The sequence below is a fragment of the Microvirga calopogonii genome (genome assembly GCF_003347665.1).
Classification (GTDB): Bacteria; Pseudomonadota; Alphaproteobacteria; order Rhizobiales; family Beijerinckiaceae; genus Microvirga; species Microvirga calopogonii.
Genome location: NZ_QDGA01000004.1, coordinates 67138 through 84469 on the forward strand (window position 1 = coordinate 67138; position 17332 = coordinate 84469).

The 17332-nt window shown below is 59.0% G+C and carries 16 protein-coding genes; 13 read left to right on the plus strand and 3 right to left on the minus strand.

Annotated elements, in window-relative coordinates; all coding sequences use genetic code 11:
• Positions 1–74: 74 nt before the first annotated feature.
• The 5 genes from DDF70_RS05990 (at position 75) to DDF70_RS06010 (ending at position 5888) form a co-directional block, all read left to right on the plus strand.
• Positions 75–761, plus strand: coding sequence for a response regulator transcription factor (locus DDF70_RS05990; RefSeq protein ID WP_114943956.1), 687 nt, complete (start codon positions 75–77; stop codon positions 759–761).
• Positions 762–1452: 691 nt separating this feature from the next.
• A complete protein-coding gene (locus tag DDF70_RS05995) occupies positions 1453–4245 on the plus strand; it encodes a hybrid sensor histidine kinase/response regulator (protein ID WP_114943957.1) in 2793 nt (930 codons plus the stop codon).
• Between the two features lie 2 nt (positions 4246–4247).
• Positions 4248–4736, plus strand: a complete 489-nt coding sequence (locus DDF70_RS06000) for a chemotaxis protein CheW (protein WP_114944130.1) — start codon at positions 4248–4250, stop codon at positions 4734–4736.
• 48 nt (positions 4737–4784) lie between these two features.
• On the plus strand, positions 4785–5168 hold the full coding sequence (locus DDF70_RS06005; RefSeq protein WP_114943958.1) for a response regulator: 384 nt from the start codon (positions 4785–4787) through the stop codon (positions 5166–5168).
• A gap of 54 nt (positions 5169–5222) precedes the next feature.
• Positions 5223–5888: a protein phosphatase CheZ gene (locus DDF70_RS06010; RefSeq protein ID WP_170316038.1), complete on the plus strand. Its 666-nt coding sequence runs from the start codon at positions 5223–5225 to the stop codon at positions 5886–5888.
• Positions 5889–5944: 56 nt separating this feature from the next.
• Here the strand turns inward: DDF70_RS06010 and DDF70_RS06015 are convergent, their stop codons facing one another.
• The 3 genes from DDF70_RS06015 to DDF70_RS38990 all read right to left on the minus strand — a co-directional run bounded on the left by DDF70_RS06015 (position 5945) and on the right by DDF70_RS38990 (position 12218).
• Positions 5945–8737 (minus strand): heparinase II/III domain-containing protein, encoded by a 2793-nt coding sequence (locus tag DDF70_RS06015; protein WP_114943960.1) that lies wholly within the window; start codon positions 8735–8737, stop codon positions 5945–5947.
• Between the two features lie 147 nt (positions 8738–8884).
• Positions 8885–9505 (minus strand): response regulator FixJ, encoded by a 621-nt coding sequence (fixJ, locus tag DDF70_RS06020; RefSeq protein ID WP_114943961.1) that lies wholly within the window; start codon positions 9503–9505, stop codon positions 8885–8887.
• On the minus strand, positions 9471–12218 hold the full coding sequence (locus tag DDF70_RS38990) for a PAS domain S-box protein (protein WP_114943962.1): 2748 nt from the start codon (positions 12216–12218) through the stop codon (positions 9471–9473). Before DDF70_RS38990 ends, fixJ begins: the two co-directional genes overlap by 35 nt.
• A 385-nt stretch (positions 12219–12603) precedes the next feature.
• Between DDF70_RS38990 and flgB the strand changes: the two genes are divergently transcribed.
• The 8 genes from flgB to flgH are packed head-to-tail and all read left to right on the plus strand — an operon-like array spanning position 12604 to position 17329.
• On the plus strand, positions 12604–12993 hold the full coding sequence (flgB, locus tag DDF70_RS06030) for a flagellar basal body rod protein FlgB (RefSeq protein WP_114943963.1): 390 nt from the start codon (positions 12604–12606) through the stop codon (positions 12991–12993).
• Positions 12990–13406 carry a flagellar basal body rod protein FlgC gene (flgC, locus tag DDF70_RS06035; RefSeq protein ID WP_114943964.1) on the plus strand — a complete coding sequence of 139 codons (417 nt, stop codon included), beginning with the start codon at positions 12990–12992 and terminating at the stop codon, positions 13404–13406. Before flgB ends, flgC begins: the two co-directional genes overlap by 4 nt.
• Before the next feature lies 1 nt (position 13407).
• Positions 13408–13737 (plus strand): flagellar hook-basal body complex protein FliE, encoded by a 330-nt coding sequence (gene fliE, locus DDF70_RS06040; protein ID WP_114943965.1) that lies wholly within the window; start codon positions 13408–13410, stop codon positions 13735–13737.
• A gap of 10 nt (positions 13738–13747) precedes the next feature.
• On the plus strand, positions 13748–14536 hold the full coding sequence (gene flgG / locus DDF70_RS06045; protein WP_114943966.1) for a flagellar basal-body rod protein FlgG: 789 nt from the start codon (positions 13748–13750) through the stop codon (positions 14534–14536).
• Between the two features lie 24 nt (positions 14537–14560).
• Entirely contained in the window at positions 14561–15022 is a 462-nt protein-coding gene (gene flgA, locus DDF70_RS06050) for a flagellar basal body P-ring formation chaperone FlgA (RefSeq protein ID WP_114943967.1), read from the plus strand.
• Complete coding sequence (gene flgI / locus DDF70_RS06055) at positions 15022–16122, plus strand: flagellar basal body P-ring protein FlgI (RefSeq protein WP_114943968.1); 1101 nt, start codon at positions 15022–15024, stop codon at positions 16120–16122. Before flgA ends, flgI begins: the two co-directional genes overlap by 1 nt.
• Positions 16119–16634, plus strand: coding sequence for a MotE family protein (locus DDF70_RS06060; RefSeq protein WP_114943969.1), 516 nt, complete (start codon positions 16119–16121; stop codon positions 16632–16634). The genes flgI and DDF70_RS06060 overlap by 4 nt, the downstream gene beginning before the upstream one ends.
• Positions 16631–17329, plus strand: a complete 699-nt coding sequence (gene flgH / locus DDF70_RS06065) for a flagellar basal body L-ring protein FlgH (protein WP_114943970.1) — start codon at positions 16631–16633, stop codon at positions 17327–17329. The genes DDF70_RS06060 and flgH overlap by 4 nt, the downstream gene beginning before the upstream one ends.
• The last annotated feature ends 3 nt before the right edge of the window (positions 17330–17332 follow it).

The following is a 17332-nucleotide window of genomic DNA, read 5'->3' on the forward strand; positions in this document are numbered from 1 at the left end:
GTTGAGTAAAATATTCAAAGCGGCATGTAAAAATACGTAAAACGCTCTTAATTATTAAGGCGGGGCAGAATAACATGTATATCGTCGTCGATGACCGGCAGATGGTTACGTCCGGATATGTTGCGAGCTTCAAGCGTGAAGGCATATCCTCCCTTGGCTTATATGCAGATGAATTTACCGATTGGTTGGAATCGGCGTCCGATGCAGATCTCGAGGCGGTTCAAGGCTTCGTCCTAGGCAGCTTCGAAGAGCGGGTTCACTCCGCTGAAAGCATTCGCCGCTATTCCAAGGCACCTATCATTGCGTTGAGCGATGTTCGCTCCCTGGAAGAGACACTGGAACTCTTCACGGCGAAGTTCGATGACGTCGTTCGCAAGCCCGTCCATGTCCGGGAAATCCTGGCCCGTTCGGAAGCCATATGGAGACGGGTCAATGCGAGCGCCGGAAAGAAAACGCAGAACGATACGGATCGCCTCAAGGTTTTCTTCGATGGTCGCGATCCGGAAATCGACGGGCTGCCGCTGTCGCTCCCGCGCCGCGAGCGGCACATTCTCGAGTATCTCGTCCGCAAGAGAGGGCATCGTCTGACCAAGAAGCAGATCTTCGATGCCGTATATGGAATCTACAGTGACGATGTGGAAGATAGCGTCGTCGAGGGGCATATCAGCAAGCTTCGCAAGAAGCTCCGGCAGCGCCTTGGCTATGACCCGATCGATGCGAAGCGGTACATCGGGTACTCCTACGTCGGGGCGTCCTCCTAAGTCGACCATTTGAGGGGGCGTCAGATATGGCGCGAACCCTCAGGTCAGAGACAAGCATCGAAACAGCAGCGCGGTCACCACTGAAGGATAATCCTTCACGGTGACCGTTCGTCTTTAGCGCCTCAAATAAATCTCAATCCCCTTCACCGCGTTAACTTTATTGCAGGAAACGTAGATCTATTCTTCCTCAGCGTCATGATCAAAGCTGTCACGATAGGGCAAGCGCTCCGGAACAATGCTCGCGACCGACACAGGCCGCTGGGCGGGCCCAGGCCATCCCTCCAAAGAGCAGCAGCGAAGAGTCTGACGCAGTGAAAGGCGTATCGGGGCGGGGTATGACAATAAGAACGGTGCCGATCTCAATTTCGGAAACATTCGCGATCGTACGAAATGTTTCCAGCGCATTGTGCGGATCCGAAGGGCCGCGCCAGCGGAAAGCGGACCCCGTTTTCTGCGCCGTACGATGCACCGCTTGAGGAAATGAGCATCGGGTCAGTCCCGAAAGCAAGTCCGCTTTTGGGGCCGATGCTCCAGGCCGCTGAGTGCGGATCCGGGATGCTCCCCCGCATTCGTGAGCGTGGACATGAAGTTCAGCGCTTTATTGCCGGCGTGAAGGCCGCGCGTTTCTCCATCTGAAACGGCTTGATGATCAATGCCGATCAGTTCGCGTAGTAAGAGTTGAGACACGGCAATGGACGACCTTCTTCTTGAGTTTCTCACCGAGACCAACGAGCATCTCGAGACGGTCGATGTGGAGATGGTCCGCTTCGAGCAGGACCCGAACAACGAAGCGATTCTCAGCAACATCTTCCGCCTGGTTCATACGATCAAGGGAACCTGCGGCTTCCTCGGCTTGCCCCGCCTCGAGGCACTCGCGCACGCCGCCGAGACCCTGATGGGAAAATTTCGCGACGGCATGCCGGTTACGACTCCTGCCGTTTCGCTGATCCTGGCCACTCTCGACCGGATCAAGGAAATCCTGGGTGAACTGGAGCGCCAGGGCGCTGAGCCGGAAGGGTCTGACAACGATCTGATCGAGCAGTTGGAAAGGATGGCCTCACAGGAGGCCCCCGCTCCCGAAGCTGCTCCTCAGCCGACCCCACCGCAGACATCGGGGCAGATGGCCTATCAGGTCCTCGAACGGGAGCTGCGGCCGGGTGAGGTCTCGCTCGATGAACTCGAGCGGGCTTTCCAGGAAGCCCCAGGTCCCGAGAAGGCTTCGACAGCCGGAAGCTTGACATACCAAGTGCTCGAACGAGCCCTGAAGCCGGGCGAAGTGTCGCTCGATGAACTTGAGCGCGCTTTCCGTGAGGCACCGGGGCCGGCCCCGCTCGTCATCGAGAAGCCGGCTGCGCTCTCTGCGAAGAAGGCAGAGGCACCGGCGCCGCAAGCTCCCAAGAAGAATGCCGAGGCTTCGGAGGCGAGCGAGGGCGGCGAAGGGATTGCGGGGAAGGTTCAAACCATCCGCGTCAATGTCGATACGCTCGAGCACCTGATGACGATGGTGTCGGAACTCGTTCTGACCCGCAACCAGCTGCTCGAGATCGCCCGGAGGAGCTCAGAGGACCACGGATACAAGGTGCCCTTGCAGCGCCTCTCGCAAGTCACGGCCGAGTTGCAGGACGGTGTCATGAAGACCCGCATGCAGCCCATCGGCAACGCATGGCAGAAGCTTCCGCGTGTCGTCCGGGACCTCTCCAACGAGCTTTCGAAGAAGATCGAACTCGTGATGCAGGGGGCCGATACCGAGCTCGACCGGCAAGTGCTCGAGGTCATCAAGGATCCCCTGACGCATATGGTCCGCAACTCCGCAGACCATGGCATCGAGAGTCCGGCAGATCGCAAGGCGGCCGGAAAGCCCGAGAAGGGAACAATCCGTCTCAATGCGTATCATGAGGGTGGATCGATCACCATCGAGATCGCCGATGACGGCAAGGGGCTGAACTTCGCGGCGATCCGCAAGAAGGCTGTCGAACGCGGCATTGCGGGCGATGCCGAGGTGGAGCGGATGAGCGATGCCCAAGTGGCCAAGTTCATCTTCCATCCCGGTTTCTCGACCGCCGCGAAGGTCACGTCGGTGTCGGGTCGTGGCGTCGGCATGGATGTCGTCAAGACCAATATCGAACTGATCGGCGGAACCGTCGACATCCGCTCCGAACAGGGGCGGGGAACGACGTTTACGATCAAGATCCCGCTGACTCTTGCCATCGTCGCGGCGCTCATCGTGGCCTCCAAGGATCAGCGCTTCGCCATTCCGCAAGTCGCGGTGTCCGAACTCGTCAGGGTTTCTCCCTCCTCGGAGCATTCCATCGAACGCATCAACGGCACCCCCATCCTTCGGTTGCGCGACCGGCTTCTGCCGATTGTCCCGCTTTCGAAGGTCATGGGCCTCTCCGGGAATGAAGATGCGAACCATGGCTTTGTGGTCGTGACGCAGGTTGCCCATCAGCGCTTCGGCATTCTGGTGGACGGCGTCTTCCATACCGAGGAGATCGTCGTAAAGCCGATGTCGTCGAAGCTGAGGCATATTCAGCTCTTCTCCGGCAACACCATTCTCGGCGACGGGGCCGTGGTGCTCATCATCGATCCCAATGGACTGGCCAGGATGGTCGGATCCGGTGCCGACACCAACGAGTTCCAGACCGACGCGGGCCTTGAACAGACGGTCGCGGCGGCGGAGGAATTGACGAGCCTTCTCGTCTTCCGTGGCGGAGGCGAGAGCCTCAAGGCAGTGCCGCTGTCTCTGGTGACGCGTCTCGAGGAAATCGACGCTTCCACGATCGAGTGGTCGAGCGGACGTCCGGTCGTTCAGTACCGCGGACGCTTGATGCCCTTGGTCTCTTGCGACGAGGAACTCGCCATCAAGCGGCAGGGCATGCAATCCCTGCTGGTATTCTCCGACGGAGAAGTCTCGATGGGTTTGGCGGTCGCCGAGATTGTCGACATTGTCGAAGACAAGCTCGATGTGGAGTTGCTTGCAGAGCGCTCGGATCTTGTCGGATCCGCCGTCGTTCGCGGTCGCACCACGGAGATCGTCAACATTGCTCACTATCTCCCCATGGTGCTCGAGACATGGTCCCGCAAGGACCGGCGCGATGGGCCGGACAGGTCTCTGCTCCTGGTCGACAGCTCGACTTTCTTCCGTGACATGCTCGTTCCGGTCCTCAAGGCCTCGGGCTACCGTGTTCAGACGGCCGCGACGGCCCAGGAGGCCGTTCGCCTGCTGTCCAACGGATTGCAGGTCGATGTGGTCGTGACGGATCTGGAGCTTTCGGGCCATTCGGGCTTCGCCCTCGTTGCTTCTCTGAGAGCGGACCCGCATCACAGCGCAACGCCCGTCATCGGCATGACGGTCAAGCCCGAACCGCAGCAGATTGCCTTGGCGAGGAAGCTGCGCATTGCAGAAATCGTTTCGAAGATCGACCGGCGGGGACTGCTCTCCGCATTGGCTGAGCTCAACGCATCGCTTGAAGAGGCTGCATGACCATGAAACCGATCGAATCGATCACTTCTACCGTGACCAAAGGAGCCTCCAAGCAGATGGAGTTCGTGACGGTCTCGGTTGCGGGGCAGCTGCTCGGCCTCCCGATAAGCCGAGTTCACGATGTTTTCGTCGTCAGCGAGATGACGACCGTGCCGCTAGCGCCCGGAGAGATTGCAGGTCTCCTGAATCTGCGCGGCCGAGTGGTCACTGCGGTCTCGCTGCGCCGGCGTCTGGGCTTGGGAGATTCCACCGGGACGGAACGGCGCATGGCGGTAGGCCTGGAAAATCATGGCGAGGCTTACGGTTTGCTGGTGGACGAGGTCGGAGAGGTCCTCAAGCTTGATCCAGATGAGATGCAACCTAACCCGGTCCACATGGACCGAGGCTGGGTCGGGCTGTCGCAGGGCGTGCATCAGCTGCACGATAAGCTGCTGATCGTCCTCGACGTCGATGCCGTCCTGGCATTCGAGACCGAGCGGGAAGCTGCGTAAGCTACTCGAGATTCAAGCCCGCACCGGGCCCTCTAAGGATCTAATATCGTGAGCCTTGACCTTTCTACGCCTGTTCTCGTCGTCGATGATTATCAGACGATGGTTCGAATCCTTCGCAATCTCCTCAAACAAATCGGCTTCAACGACGTAGACGATGCCTCGGATGGGCAAGCGGCATTGGAGAAGCTGCGGGCCAGGAAGTACGGCCTCGTGATTTCAGACTGGAATATGGCTCCGATGACAGGCTACGAGTTGCTGCAGCAAGTGCGTGCCGACGCTGAGCTGAACGCTCTGCCGTTTATCATGGTCACGGCCGAAGCGAAGACGGAAAACGTCGTTGCGGCCAAGAAGGCCGGCGTCAACAACTACATAGTCAAGCCATTCAATGCCGAAACGCTGCGGACAAAGATCAGCGCCGTTTTCAACGGGTAACTGACTGTGGGCAGGACCATGAATCCACGTAAAAGCTATCGCATCGAAGCGAGCATGGGTGCACTTCCCCCCGATGAAGGGGTTCAGGAGCGGCATTCCGAGATCATGAGCATGCTCGGCACGATCAAGGAATCCATCGTGCCCGCGCGCGAGATCTCGGCATCCTTGCTCGAGGAGCATCGGCGCGACATGCAGGAGGCTCTTCGCCTGAAGGTGGAGCTCGATTCCATCTACGAGGCGATTGAACGCACCAAGCGAGAGATTGCAACACTTCGCTATGCAGGCGCTCAGGGTCAGGAAATTACGAGGGTGACCGATGAACTCGGGGCCATTGTTCTCGGGACCGAAACGGCGACCAATAACATCCTGGCGGCGGCGGAGAAAATCGACGATTTGTCCAGCAACCTGTCATCGCGGCTGACCGGGGGAGATCAGGAGATCGCCCGGGAGATCCTGGATCACGTGATCGGCATTTTCGAGGCTTGCAACTTTCAGGACATTACAGGCCAGAGGATCAGCAAGGTCGTCAATGCGATGAAGTTCGTCGAGGAGCGGGTCCACCACATGATCGACATCTGGGGTGGTCTTGAAAGCTTCAAGGATATCGAGCCCGTCGACGAAGCAGGCCGAAAGGGGGAGGAAGCGCTCCTGAACGGCCCCGCTCTCGCAAGCGACAAGGGCGTGACCTCCCAGGATGCCATCGACGCACTCTTCGGCTGATGCGTCCACATTCGTCGCCTTAAGCGCCCCCGGCCTCTCGGCGGCCGGGGGGTATATCAGGAGATCGTCGAGAGCAGCGGCGCAACCGGGCTTTCATTTTCCGGCATCCGCAGCACTTCCTTGATCTCCGGTGTCGCCAGGAGATCCATGATCCGACGGAAACTTTGGTCGTTGATCGTGAGAATAACTCCTCCACAGATATCACCCGAACCCGAGAACTTATAGGTCAAGACATTGGCCGGGCGCAGGCCCCCCTGTGCATGGGAGACAAAGCCCTGTAATGATCCACGACGATCATTGCATCCGTTATGAACCGCCATGCCGCCGGACTCGCCTGCTATTGCGTACGGGACGATGCGCAGCCGGTTCTTATCGCGAAAGCCGACTGCCAGGTTCGAGCTCGTCAAAGCAACCGCGACGTTCTCGTCGAAGTGAAGGTGACCATCAATTGAAATGGATGCACTGGAGCCTCGGAAGCTATCGAAAATGGCAATCGCGCTGAGATTATCCAGACATAGGAAAATGCGAGCGTGTTCGTAGCTAGGGCCGTAGACGTTCGTCCCGATACGAATGATATTCGCATTCTTGAGCGACGTTCTGGCCTCGATCCATCCCTGACCGGCTGATTGAGCACGCCCGTCGGGACTGGTGATGTTATGGGCTCGGGACGATGTCAGATAATGTCGGACCGAACCCGTGTCATGGATGCTCAATCCTCCGGGATCTGTGATCCATCGGGTGCCGCGGGCCGTGTACACAAACGATGAGCAGTTGAAATGGCCGTTCTCGCGGCGCTGCTCGCCGAAGGAAGCGAACAAGTAGCTCCAGTGTGGTTTGCGCTCATAATCCCTGAAGACGACGATGCCGTCTCCTTCTGACGCAAACATCCGTGGACCCGTCGGATAGGACAACTCCTCTGCCAATTCAGCGTCCGCCAGGAGAGACCGGCCGTATCCGGAGATCAGTCGTCTCAGCCAGGATGCATGATGGTAGCCGCGCGGCGTATCACCCAAAGGCGGAAGCATTCCGCCAGGATCCGTCATTCCAACGATGACTTTGAGCCCGGTTCTCAGGCGGGCCGTCAGGCGCTCCCGAAGATCCTTTGCCTCGGGCTCGTCCTCGAGGCTGTGCGTCAGGAGCAGCCCAACGGAGATGATCTCAAGCCGGTCATGAAGAGATTGCTCGACGGACGAGCCGTCGGCTCCGATCAAGTGCTCAAGTCCGCTGCGGAGTTGGGCAAGAGCTATGGATTTCCAGTATGAGGCTAAAGGAAAAAGAGGATTGGCGCGACCAACAGCAAGCAATGCGCATGCGGCACGCAGCTGAATGATGGAGGGCGAGAAGATATTCTGACTTACGATCTCGGAAAGAGCGAAACCGTATCGAATGATCTCGGCGAAGAGCGCTTGCCGATGCTTGATGTCCCTGCCGTTTTTCGAACTCGCTGTCAGCGCGAGGAGATGCAGCAGCACCTCGGCGCGGGTAGCCATCGACAGTGGGTATGTGCTCAGGGTGTCTTTGGGCTCATCCCACGGATTGGACTGCGCCCACGACAGCGCGAAGTCTACGGCTCTCGCGGGGCCGCCGAGTTCCGGTCGGGCGGCGAGGTCGAGAACCCACGAAAGAGACTGGAACTCCATACGCCATGCCGGCGACTTGTAGGGATCTTCCGTCCACTGGATGACTTCGGGAAGAGGCCATGGCTCAAAGCCACATAAGGTCAAATGGTCGTCGACGACCGCGAGTGCTTCTCCGAGCTGGATGTCTTTGAGACGATCATGGAAGGTGAACAGAGGCCCAAGATTCTCTGGATCGATAAGCTGATCGACCGGGCTCGCGCGCAACCGCTGAATGTCGGAATGCAGTTGCAGGCGAGCGCATGCCCTCTCCACGAAGCTAAGCGGATTTGAAGTGTCGTCTCCTAGAAGGTTTTCAAGAAGGAGATCGTCGCCGATGGAAACTTCAAGAGGGGTGACCAAACTGATCCGCGAGTCGTCCTCCAGGACTTGGAAGCCGAGTTCGACGGATGCAGCCCTTGATGGAGGCGTCAATTCAAGCGTGAAGCGCCTTGCTTGTCGGTGGATCGGAATGTCGAGGAAGGATCCGAAAGCCGGCGATGACGATACCCCTTCATACGGGGGCGGCAGTTGCTTGCCCTTCTCGTCCCGGAAGATCACCCTGGCCAAGGCTCCATCGCTCGCTTTGCCTGCGTTGATCAGTTGCCCGCGGACGAGGAGCGGATGACCAGGAGCGACACCGTAGTTCAACCATTGCGGTGTCTTGCTCAGCTCCCACCAAGCGCGGCGCGAAGCCGGAACCAGCCTCTCGTCCGACCGAGAATCGGTTTGTTCTACAGGGGGTGGCAGTGGTGTTTGAATACTTTGCTGAATGCTAAGGTTGCTGATCCTAAACGGGTGCGAGTTGCGCCAGCTGCGGACCGTGAGAGTCAGGTGACGCGCCGGAGCCGGAACGAAGAAATTGAACAGCACTCGGGCTGAATGGGAGTGATCGCTGCTTCGATCGTAGTAGGCAGGTCCAGCAATGTGATGGCTATGAGGATCGATCTGCGCCCTTGATAGTCCTGGGACATAGGCGAAGTCGATATTTGACCCATCCTCCGCCAGGAAGTCGATGCCGACCGACGCGAAGTCGTGAACGGTCCTGGCTTCCTCCTCAGGATGCCAAGTGATCTGAAATCCGACCTCACACCAAGCGTCGCCGGAAACGTCCTTGACGTCAAAAATGATCCGCGACCAGCGGTTATGGTTCGCGACAACATAAGTGTCGCCATTGGAGTCTTCTGCAGCCTGGTCTCGTGGAACCGAGGAAATTCGTCTGACTTCAGGCATGCGGGTCTTAAAGCCTTATTGAGGGGTATCATGAGTCCGGAGCGCGTCGCGTTCCATCAAGCCAGACCTGAGCTGCAGGACAGCTATGGATGAGCATGACACATCAGCAGCAAATCCGGCCGAAGGCGTCTATGCAGCCGTACACGCTTAACTGCCGGTAGCGACTTCGAGAAACAAAGCCATACGGATCAGCTCGGACAGGCTCTTTGCTTCCATCTTCGACATCACATTGGATCGATGGATTTCCACTGTACGGATGCTGATATTCAGTTCGTGGGCAATCATCTTATTGGCTTTTCCGGCGACAAGCCCATCGAGCACCTGTCGCTCCCGCTGGGATAGCGACTGCAGTCTGGCTTGAGTGCGAAGAAGCTCCTGGTTCTTACGGACGCTCTTTTCATCGCAGACCAATGCGAAGCGCACCACTTCCAAGAAGCGATCTTCCCGGAAGGGTTTCTCGAGGAAATCGATAGCCCCTACCTTCATAGCCTCGACCGCGAGAGGGATGTCCGCGTGCCCTGTCATGACGACAACCGGAACATTGAGACCACGACCATTCAGGCGGCGAATGAACTCCAGCCCGTCGATGCCCGGCATGCGCACATCTGTAACAATGCAGCATCTTCCCGGATCTTGAACGTCATCGAGGAATGCTTTCGCGGACTCGTAGAGGCGGACATTCAGGCCGGCCGATACCAGCAGAAACGAAAGAGCCTTTCGCACTCCAATGTCATCATCCACCACATACACGATCGGCGTGTTCGACACTGGCCATGTCCTCCCTATCGATAGTTCTAAGAGTGAAGTGGAAGGTTGTTCCCTCGCCGGGAACGGATTCCGCCCAGATCTTGCCGCCGTGAGATTCCACGATCGTCCGGCTGATCGAGAGACCGACCCCCATGCCACTCTGTTTCGTGGTGGTAAACGGCTTAAACAGGTTCATCAAGATCTCCGGCGGTATACCTGACCCTGTATCCTGTACACTGATCTGAACGAGAGCTTCGGTCGCTAAGGTCTTGGCCCTGATCCTCAGCTCGCGCTGGCTCACGTCCTGCATGGCCTCGATTGCATTGCGGATGAGATTGAGCAGAACCTGCTGGATCTGAACGCGGTTCACGAAAACCAACGGGCTGTCCGAGGGAAGGTCGAACTCGACCTTCACTTCCTGCTCCTTGGCGCCGACTAACGCCAAGGCGCCGGCCTCCTCGACGAGCCTCTGCAGCCCTTCGATCTGGTGCTCACTGCCTCCACGAGCCACGAACTCGCGCAGCTGCCGGATGACCTCGCCGGCCCGCAGGGCCTCTTCGGCCGCTTCGTTCACCGCATGCCGGACGAGCGTGATTTTATCACCTTCCATGCCGCTCAGGATCATTCCGCATCCCTTGAGATAGCTGGTGATCGCCGTCAGGGGCTGGTTGATTTCATGGGCCAGAGTCGATCCCATTTCTCCCAATGCCGTGAAGCGCGACATATAGGCAAGCTCGGATTGCAATTCCTGCATCCGTGTTTCGGTTCTCTGGCGCTCGGTCAGGTCGCGAATGAAGGCCGTGAAGAAACGTTCTCCGTCGGACTTCATTTCGCCGACTTGAACTTCCATGGGAAAGGTCGAGCCGTCCTTGCGCTGCGCAACGGCCACTCGACCGCTTCCGATGATCCGGCGCTCGCCTGTTTCACGATAACGGCGGATATAGCCGTCATGCTGCTCCCTGTAGGGGAGGGGCATCAGAAACTTGACGTTGGTCCCAATGACCTCATCGGGATGATAGCCGAACATCTGCACCGCAGTGGCGCTGAAGGAGCGGATAATGCCGCCCTCGTCCGCGACGATCATGGCATCGGGAACGGTTTCGAGAATGGATCTGAGGTGAGCCTCCCTCGTGCGCAACCGCTCCTCGCTGGAGCGCAGGGCGTTCTCCGCGAGCTTGCGTTCCGTGATGTCCTGGATCGTCCCGATCTTGCGAATGGGCCGGCCGCTTTCGTCGACCATCGTGCGGCCGATCGCCGTCACCCAGCGCTCATCGCCGGTGTCCGCGCGAAACACCCGGAACGTGCCGCTATAGGTCAGGCTGGCTCCGGCCTCAGTGGCATAGAATGTTTCTTCCAAATCGTCGCGGTCATCGGGATGGACGCATCCGAGGACGATCTCACGCGTGACATCGACGTTCGACCCGAGGCCGAGGATCTGGCGGGCTTCCGGTGTCCATTGGCGACGACCGGTGACAAGGTCCTGATCCCAGATGCCGAGGGCAGTGGTTTCAATGGCGAGCCGCAGGCGCTCCTCGCTGCTGCGAAGTTTCATTTCCGCCAGGCGCTGGTTGTGAATGTCAGTGACGGTGCCCACCCATTCCTGGACCGCGCCGTCTTCACTCAGGAGTGGTACGGCTCTTGTCAGCACCCAGCGGTATGCCCCGTCCAAGCGCCGAACACGATACTCGAACATGCCGGGTTCCTGGGAACTGCGAACAGCCTGCCATTGCGCGAGCAGCTTCTCTCGATCACCGGGATGAACAGTATCCAAAAATCCGAAGCCCATATAGGCGTCCCGGGATTCGCCGCTGAACGCCTCCCAGCCCCAGACCTTGCTGATGGATCCATCGGTCGTGGCGCGCCAAACGATTGCAGCGCTCGCTTCGATCAGGGCGCGATACTGTTCTTCACTTTGACGGAGGCGTTCGGCGGCGGATTTCTGCTCGTGAATATCCGTGACCGTGCCGACCCATTCCTGCACCGCGCCGCGGGCATCCCGGAGGGGAACGGCCCGCATGAGAACCCACCGATAGTCCCCACTGGGTTGGCGGACACGATACTCGCTTGTTCCGGGCTGTTCGGACGCGAGCGTCTTCAACCAAGACGACGTCGCACGTTCACGATCATCGGGGTGAACATGGTCCAGCCATGCAAAATCCTTGAGATCACTTGCGGAGTTGCCGTGCGAGGTTCCCCAGCCCAATATGCCGTCGATGATCGAGCCATTCGGCGACGCTCGCCAGACCATGGCGGCGCTCGCTTCGATCAAGGCCCGGTATCGCTCCTCTTGCGTCTTGAGAGCAGCCTCCGCGGCCATGAAACGACTGATGTCTCGCGACGTCAGAACAAAGTTGCATATGGTCCCCGTTTCATCCTTGACGGCGTCAATCGTGACCCGGCACAGGAGATGAACGCCTTGCTTCGTTCTGCATCGCGCCTGATCTGCATAATAGCCGAGGTTCTCGGCAACTCTCAGATCTTGCGCGGATTTGCTGTGGCTCGGACCATCCGATGGATAAAGAACTGAGAAATGGGAACCTAGAACCTCCTCGGAGTTCCAGCCGTAGATCTGCTCCGCGCCGCTACTCCATGATATAATGTGTCCATCAGGATCAAGCGTGATCAGCGCGAAATCGCGAACGGCGTTGAGAACGCGGCCGGCATCGACGATCCCCCGAGCATCCTGCCCGGATCGCGCAGCCAACCTCTTGTTTAACGCAGAAGTATGAGTCATTCCCCCCAACCCACGTGCTGCGTCGCAATCAGGATCTAAACTTACTGGCGAAGAATCGCCTCGAGCAATACTATTGATATGCTCTGACGGCTATCAATGTCACCGTCGCGATTGCATCAGTCGGCCAAAATCGGCAATCGAAAATTTCGACCGACACCGCTGCTATATTGTCGCGCCAAAAACCGCATCGAATAAATTTGAAACGTTGAATCGTTTCGTAGAAAGCGGTCCCGACCTGTAGCTCCTCCGGAGAGCACAAGCTCGGCTCCCCGTCGGGGAGGCTATCCACCTAAAGCGAGCTTTGTGCTGTGCACCGCCCACAGGTCAGCCTCGTGCAAGGTTGGCGGGTTAAACGCCTCTTTACCATATTCGCCTGGAGATTCCTGTGACGGCACCTGTCTATCTGTTCGATTTGGCATCGCGACAGGCTCAATGGCTCGCCGCCCGCCAAACCACGATTTCCGGAAATGTCGCCAACGCCAACACCCCGGGCTATCGGGCCAGGGATGTAGAGCCATTCGCGGACGTTCTGGACAAAACCAAGCTGACCATGGCTGCGACAAACGCCAGCCATATCGGGTTCACTCCGTCCAAGGCTGAAGCGAGCAAGGTCAAGAAGGCGGATAGCTGGGACACGGTCTATTCCAAGAACTCCGTCAGCCTCGAGCAGGAACTCATCAAGGCTGGCGAGGTCAACCGGCAGCATTCGTTGAACACGAGCATCGTCAAGTCATTCCATCGGATGCTGATGTCAAGCGTGAGGACTTCGTCATGATCGACCCGTTGGTTGCATCCAGCAAATTATCGAGTTCCGGCCTTGAGGCTCAATCGGCTCGTCTCCGGGTCATTTCGGAGAATGTTGCGAACGCCCAGTCGACAGGGCGCACGCCGGGTTCCGATCCCTACACGCGCAAGACGATCACCTTCAAATCCGAGCTCGACCGCACGCTCGGTGCAGCCTCGGTCGCCGTCAAGGATATCGGGCAAGACGATTCCGCTTTTCCGGTCGAGTACGATCCCGGCAATCCGGCTGCGGACGAAAACGGCATGGTCAAGAAGCCGAACGTGAACATGCTGATCGAAATGGCGGACATGCGCGAAGCCAACCGATCCTACCAGGCCAACCTGCAGATGATGAAGCAGGCCAGAGCCATGATTACTGCAACAATCGATCTCATGAGAGGCTGATATGGTCAGCGCAGTTTCCTCGATCTCGTCAATGATCGATCGCCCATCGGCGGTCGCAGCCATTCCCACCTTCGGTGGAACGCCAGCCGCAGGAGCCGTCTCCGGGGCATCTCAGGTGAGCTTCGGCGACATGATGAGCCAAGTCGCCAACTCGGCCATCGATACCATGAAGGCTGGCGAAGCAGCGTCGATTGCAGGCATCCAAGGAAAAGCCTCGGTGCAGCAGGTCGTCGAGGCGGTGATGTCGGCGGAGCAGACGCTTCAGACAGCCATTGCGATCCGCGACAAGGTCGTCGCGGCGTATCAAGAAATCGCCAGGATGACGATTTAAGGGGATTGAAATGAGAGCGCTCGCGATCGCTGCCACCGGCATGAATGCACAGCAGCTGAATGTCGAAGTCATTGCAAACAACATCTCGAACGTGAACACCACCGCCTTCAAGGGCGCGCGGGCCGAGTTCACGGATCTGCTCTACCAAGCCGAGCGGTCTCAGGCCATTCCCAATCAGGCTGGATCGAGCCCGGTCCCGGAAGGTGCCATGCTGGGGCTCGGCGTCCGCACGGCGGCGATCCGAAATCTGCATCGTCAGGGATCGCTGACGAATACGTCGAACCAGTTCGACCTTGCTTTGAACGGCCGTGGCTGGTTCCAGGTCAATGCTCCCAGCGGCGAGATCGTCTACACCCGTGCAGGATCGTTCAACAAGGATGGCAACGGGCAACTCGTCACCCTCGACGGGTACACCCTTAACCCGCCGATCATCGTCCCGGCGAACACCCTCGACGTGACCATCAATGAATCCGGTGAGGTGTTCGCAAAGATCGACGGGCAGGCCCAGCCTCAGAACCTCGGTCAGCTGACGCTCGCGAACTTCGCCAACGATGCGGGTCTCGAGCCGATCGGCAGCAACTACTACCGCGAGACCCTCGCTTCCGGCGCGCCGGTCGTGGGCATGCCGTCGGATCCAGGGTTCGGGAAGATCCATCAGGGTTATCTCGAGGCTTCCAACGTCGATCCGATCAAGGAGATTACGAACCTGATCTCCGCGCAGCGCGCCTTCGAGATGAACTCGAAGGTCATTCAGGCTGCCGACGACATGGCCGGAACGGTCTCGAAGGGCATCCGCTAAGAGCGAAAGCCGGGTGAAAGATTCATGAAGCATCTCTTCCATATTGCTCTTGCGGCGAGCGTCGCGGCGCTGGCGGTCTCCCAGGCAGCCGTGGCTGAAGAGCGAATTCTCCCGGTTCCCTCGGTTACCATTTATCCTGGCGACACGATCAACGAGTCGATGCTCAAGGACCGGGCATTCCCGGAGAACTACCGCTATCGGACGGCCGTCATCGAGTCTCCGCGGGTTCTAGCCGGCAAGATGGCCCGTCGGACTCTTCTGCCCGGCGAGCCGATTCCGATGAATGCCGTCGATGACCCGAAGCTCGTGACGCGCGGCACGCAAACCCAGATCGTGTTCGAGGAAGGTGGGCTGTCGATCATGGGGATCGGTATCCCGCTTCAGTCCGGGACGTTGGGCGAAACCATTCAGGTCAAGAATGTCGACAGCGGTCGAATCATCACTGGCCGCGTTCAGCCCGACGGACGGGTTCGGATCGGATTCTGATGATGCTCCGTGCGATCCTTATCCTTTTCACCGTTCTTGTCTCGTTTCAGTGCCAGGCTGCGACGCGCATCAAGGACGTCGCCTCCGTTCAAGGGGTGCGCGACAACCAGCTCATCGGGTACGGCCTTGTCATGGGCCTTCAGGGAACGGGTGATACGCTTCGCAACTCGCAATTCACCGAGCAGTCCCTTCAGTCGATGCTGGATCGGATGGGCGTCAACGTTCGCGACATTAACTTGCGGACGCGCAATGTCGCGGCCGTCATCGTCACGGCGGATCTGCCTCCCTTCGTGGGATCGGGCTCCCGCATCGACGTGACGGTCACGTCCATGGGCGATGCCACCTCCCTGAAGGGCGGCACTCTGATGCTGACGGCCCTGCAAGGCGGCGATGGACAGGTTTATGCCGTCGCGCAAGGCGCCATCGCCGTTTCCGGCTTCTCCGCCCAGGGGCAGGCCGAGACGCTGACCTCGGGCGTTGCGACCGCGGGACGAATCCCAAATGGTGCCCTGATCGAGCGGGAAGTTCAGGGCGGGTTCAATGCCATGGGGCCACTGGCCTTCGAACTCAAGAATCCCGATTACAAGACAGCGACGCTCATCACGGACGCGATCAACCTTTATGCCCAGGAGCGCTACGGCGTTCGGGTCGCATCTCCACGCGACTTCCGCACGGTCCTTCTGCAGAAGCCGAAGAACGTGGCGGCGACGCGTTTCATCGCCGAGTTGGGCGACCTTGAGATCCGGCCGGATACGCCGGCCCGGATCGTCGTGGATCAGCGGACGGGCACGGTCGTGATCGGAAAGAACGTCCAGATCTCCACGGTGGCGATCACTCATGGCGCCTTGACGATTCGAGTGACGGAAACGCCTGAAGTGTCCCAGCCCGATCCTTTCTCCATGGGCCAGACCGTTGTCGTGCCCCGCACCCAGATTACGGCTGCCGAGGAGAGGGTGCCGCTTGCGATCGTTCGAGGATCGGACCTCCAAACCCTCGTCAAGGGACTCAACCAGATGGGCCTCAAGCCGTCCGATGTCATCGCCATTCTCCAAGCCGTGAAAACGGCCGGAGCCCTTCAAGCGGAACTGGTGATCCAATGACCGAATCCACGATCATCAAATCTCTCAGGCAGATGGCCCTCGCTGCCGGCTTGATCATCGCGACAGCCGCACATCATGCTGCCGTGGCGCAGGAAGCGAAGACGGACGCCAAGAACAACCAGTACTGTGCCAACATTGCGGATGCGGCCTCCGACGCACGGTTCGCGCTCCAGAAGCAGGCTCTCGCCGACATGGAGAAGGAGATCGAGGGCCGAATCAAGGTACTCGAAGCCAAGCGCGCCGAATATGAGGAGTGGCTGCGCCGCCGGAACGAAGTCCTGACGAAGGCCGACGAGACCATCGTCATGATCTATTCGCGGATGCGCCCGGATGCGGCGGCCTTGCAGCTCACCAACATGGATGAAGAGATTGCGGCGGCTGTCATCGCGAGGCTCAATCCCCGCGTAGCCAGTGCCGTGCTGAACGAAATGGAACCGGCCCGCGCCGCGCAGCTGGCAAATGTCATCACCGATGCCCCCAAGCGGGACAAGAACACCGTGAGGCAGAATTGAAACATCTTACTCTTATCGCCGGCTTGTGCTTCCTCGGCGCGTGCGCGACGCGGCCGGAGGAAATCGGACGCGAACCGGGAATGACGCCGGTCGGGTCGGGGGTGGTCGTCGACCGCGAGCCACTTCCCCATCTCTTCAAGGCCAACGGGCCGACGGCGGCGAATTCCACCTGGAGCAACGCCAGCGCCGACCTGTTCACGAGTCCGCGCGCCAGACAGGTCGGAGATATCGTCACCGTCAACATCCAGATCGACGACAAGGCCCAATTCGACAACGCGAGCGACCGCTCGAGAAAGTCCGCGATCAATGCGGGCCTGGATTATGCGTTCCATTTCAAGGGGTGGAATGCGGACGGGACCGGCGATTTCGGCGTCAATTCTTCATCGTCTTCGACGGGGCAGGGGACCATCGACCGGTCGGAGAAGCTGCGCCTGTCCGTAGCCGCCGTCGTCAACGAGGTTCTGCCGAACGGAAACGTCGTCATCAGCGGATCGCAGGAGGTGCGCGTGAACTACGAACTCCGCATCCTGAACATCGCCGGGATCGTTCGGCCGAGGGACATCTCGCCGAAGAACACGATCAGCTACGACAAGATTGCCGAAGCCAGGGTTTCCTACGGTGGCCGCGGACGTCTGATGGAGGTCCAGCAGCCTGCCTACGGACAACAGATCTACGACGTGGTGGCGCCTTTCTAGGCA

Excerpts from the sequence above, each read along its gene's own strand:
- DDF70_RS05990 (WP_114943956.1), top strand. The coding sequence starts at position 75 with ATGTATATCGTCGTCGATGACCGGCAGATGGTTACGTCCGGATATGTT.
- DDF70_RS05995 (WP_114943957.1), top strand. The coding sequence starts at position 1,453 with ATGGACGACCTTCTTCTTGAGTTTCTCACCGAGACCAACGAGCATCTC.
- DDF70_RS06000 (WP_114944130.1), top strand. The coding sequence starts at position 4,248 with ATGAAACCGATCGAATCGATCACTTCTACCGTGACCAAAGGAGCCTCC.
- DDF70_RS06010 (WP_170316038.1), top strand. The coding sequence starts at position 5,223 with ATGGGTGCACTTCCCCCCGATGAAGGGGTTCAGGAGCGGCATTCCGAG.
- DDF70_RS06015 (WP_114943960.1), bottom strand. The coding sequence starts at position 8,737 with ATGCCTGAAGTCAGACGAATTTCCTCGGTTCCACGAGACCAGGCTGCA.
- DDF70_RS38990 (WP_114943962.1), bottom strand. The coding sequence starts at position 12,218 with ATGACTCATACTTCTGCGTTAAACAAGAGGTTGGCTGCGCGATCCGGG.
- flgC (WP_114943964.1), top strand. The coding sequence starts at position 12,990 with ATGATCGACCCGTTGGTTGCATCCAGCAAATTATCGAGTTCCGGCCTT.
- fliE (WP_114943965.1), top strand. The coding sequence starts at position 13,408 with ATGGTCAGCGCAGTTTCCTCGATCTCGTCAATGATCGATCGCCCATCG.
- flgG (WP_114943966.1), top strand. The coding sequence starts at position 13,748 with ATGAGAGCGCTCGCGATCGCTGCCACCGGCATGAATGCACAGCAGCTG.
- flgA (WP_114943967.1), top strand. The coding sequence starts at position 14,561 with ATGAAGCATCTCTTCCATATTGCTCTTGCGGCGAGCGTCGCGGCGCTG.
- flgI (WP_114943968.1), top strand. The coding sequence starts at position 15,022 with ATGATGCTCCGTGCGATCCTTATCCTTTTCACCGTTCTTGTCTCGTTT.
- DDF70_RS06060 (WP_114943969.1), top strand. The coding sequence starts at position 16,119 with ATGACCGAATCCACGATCATCAAATCTCTCAGGCAGATGGCCCTCGCT.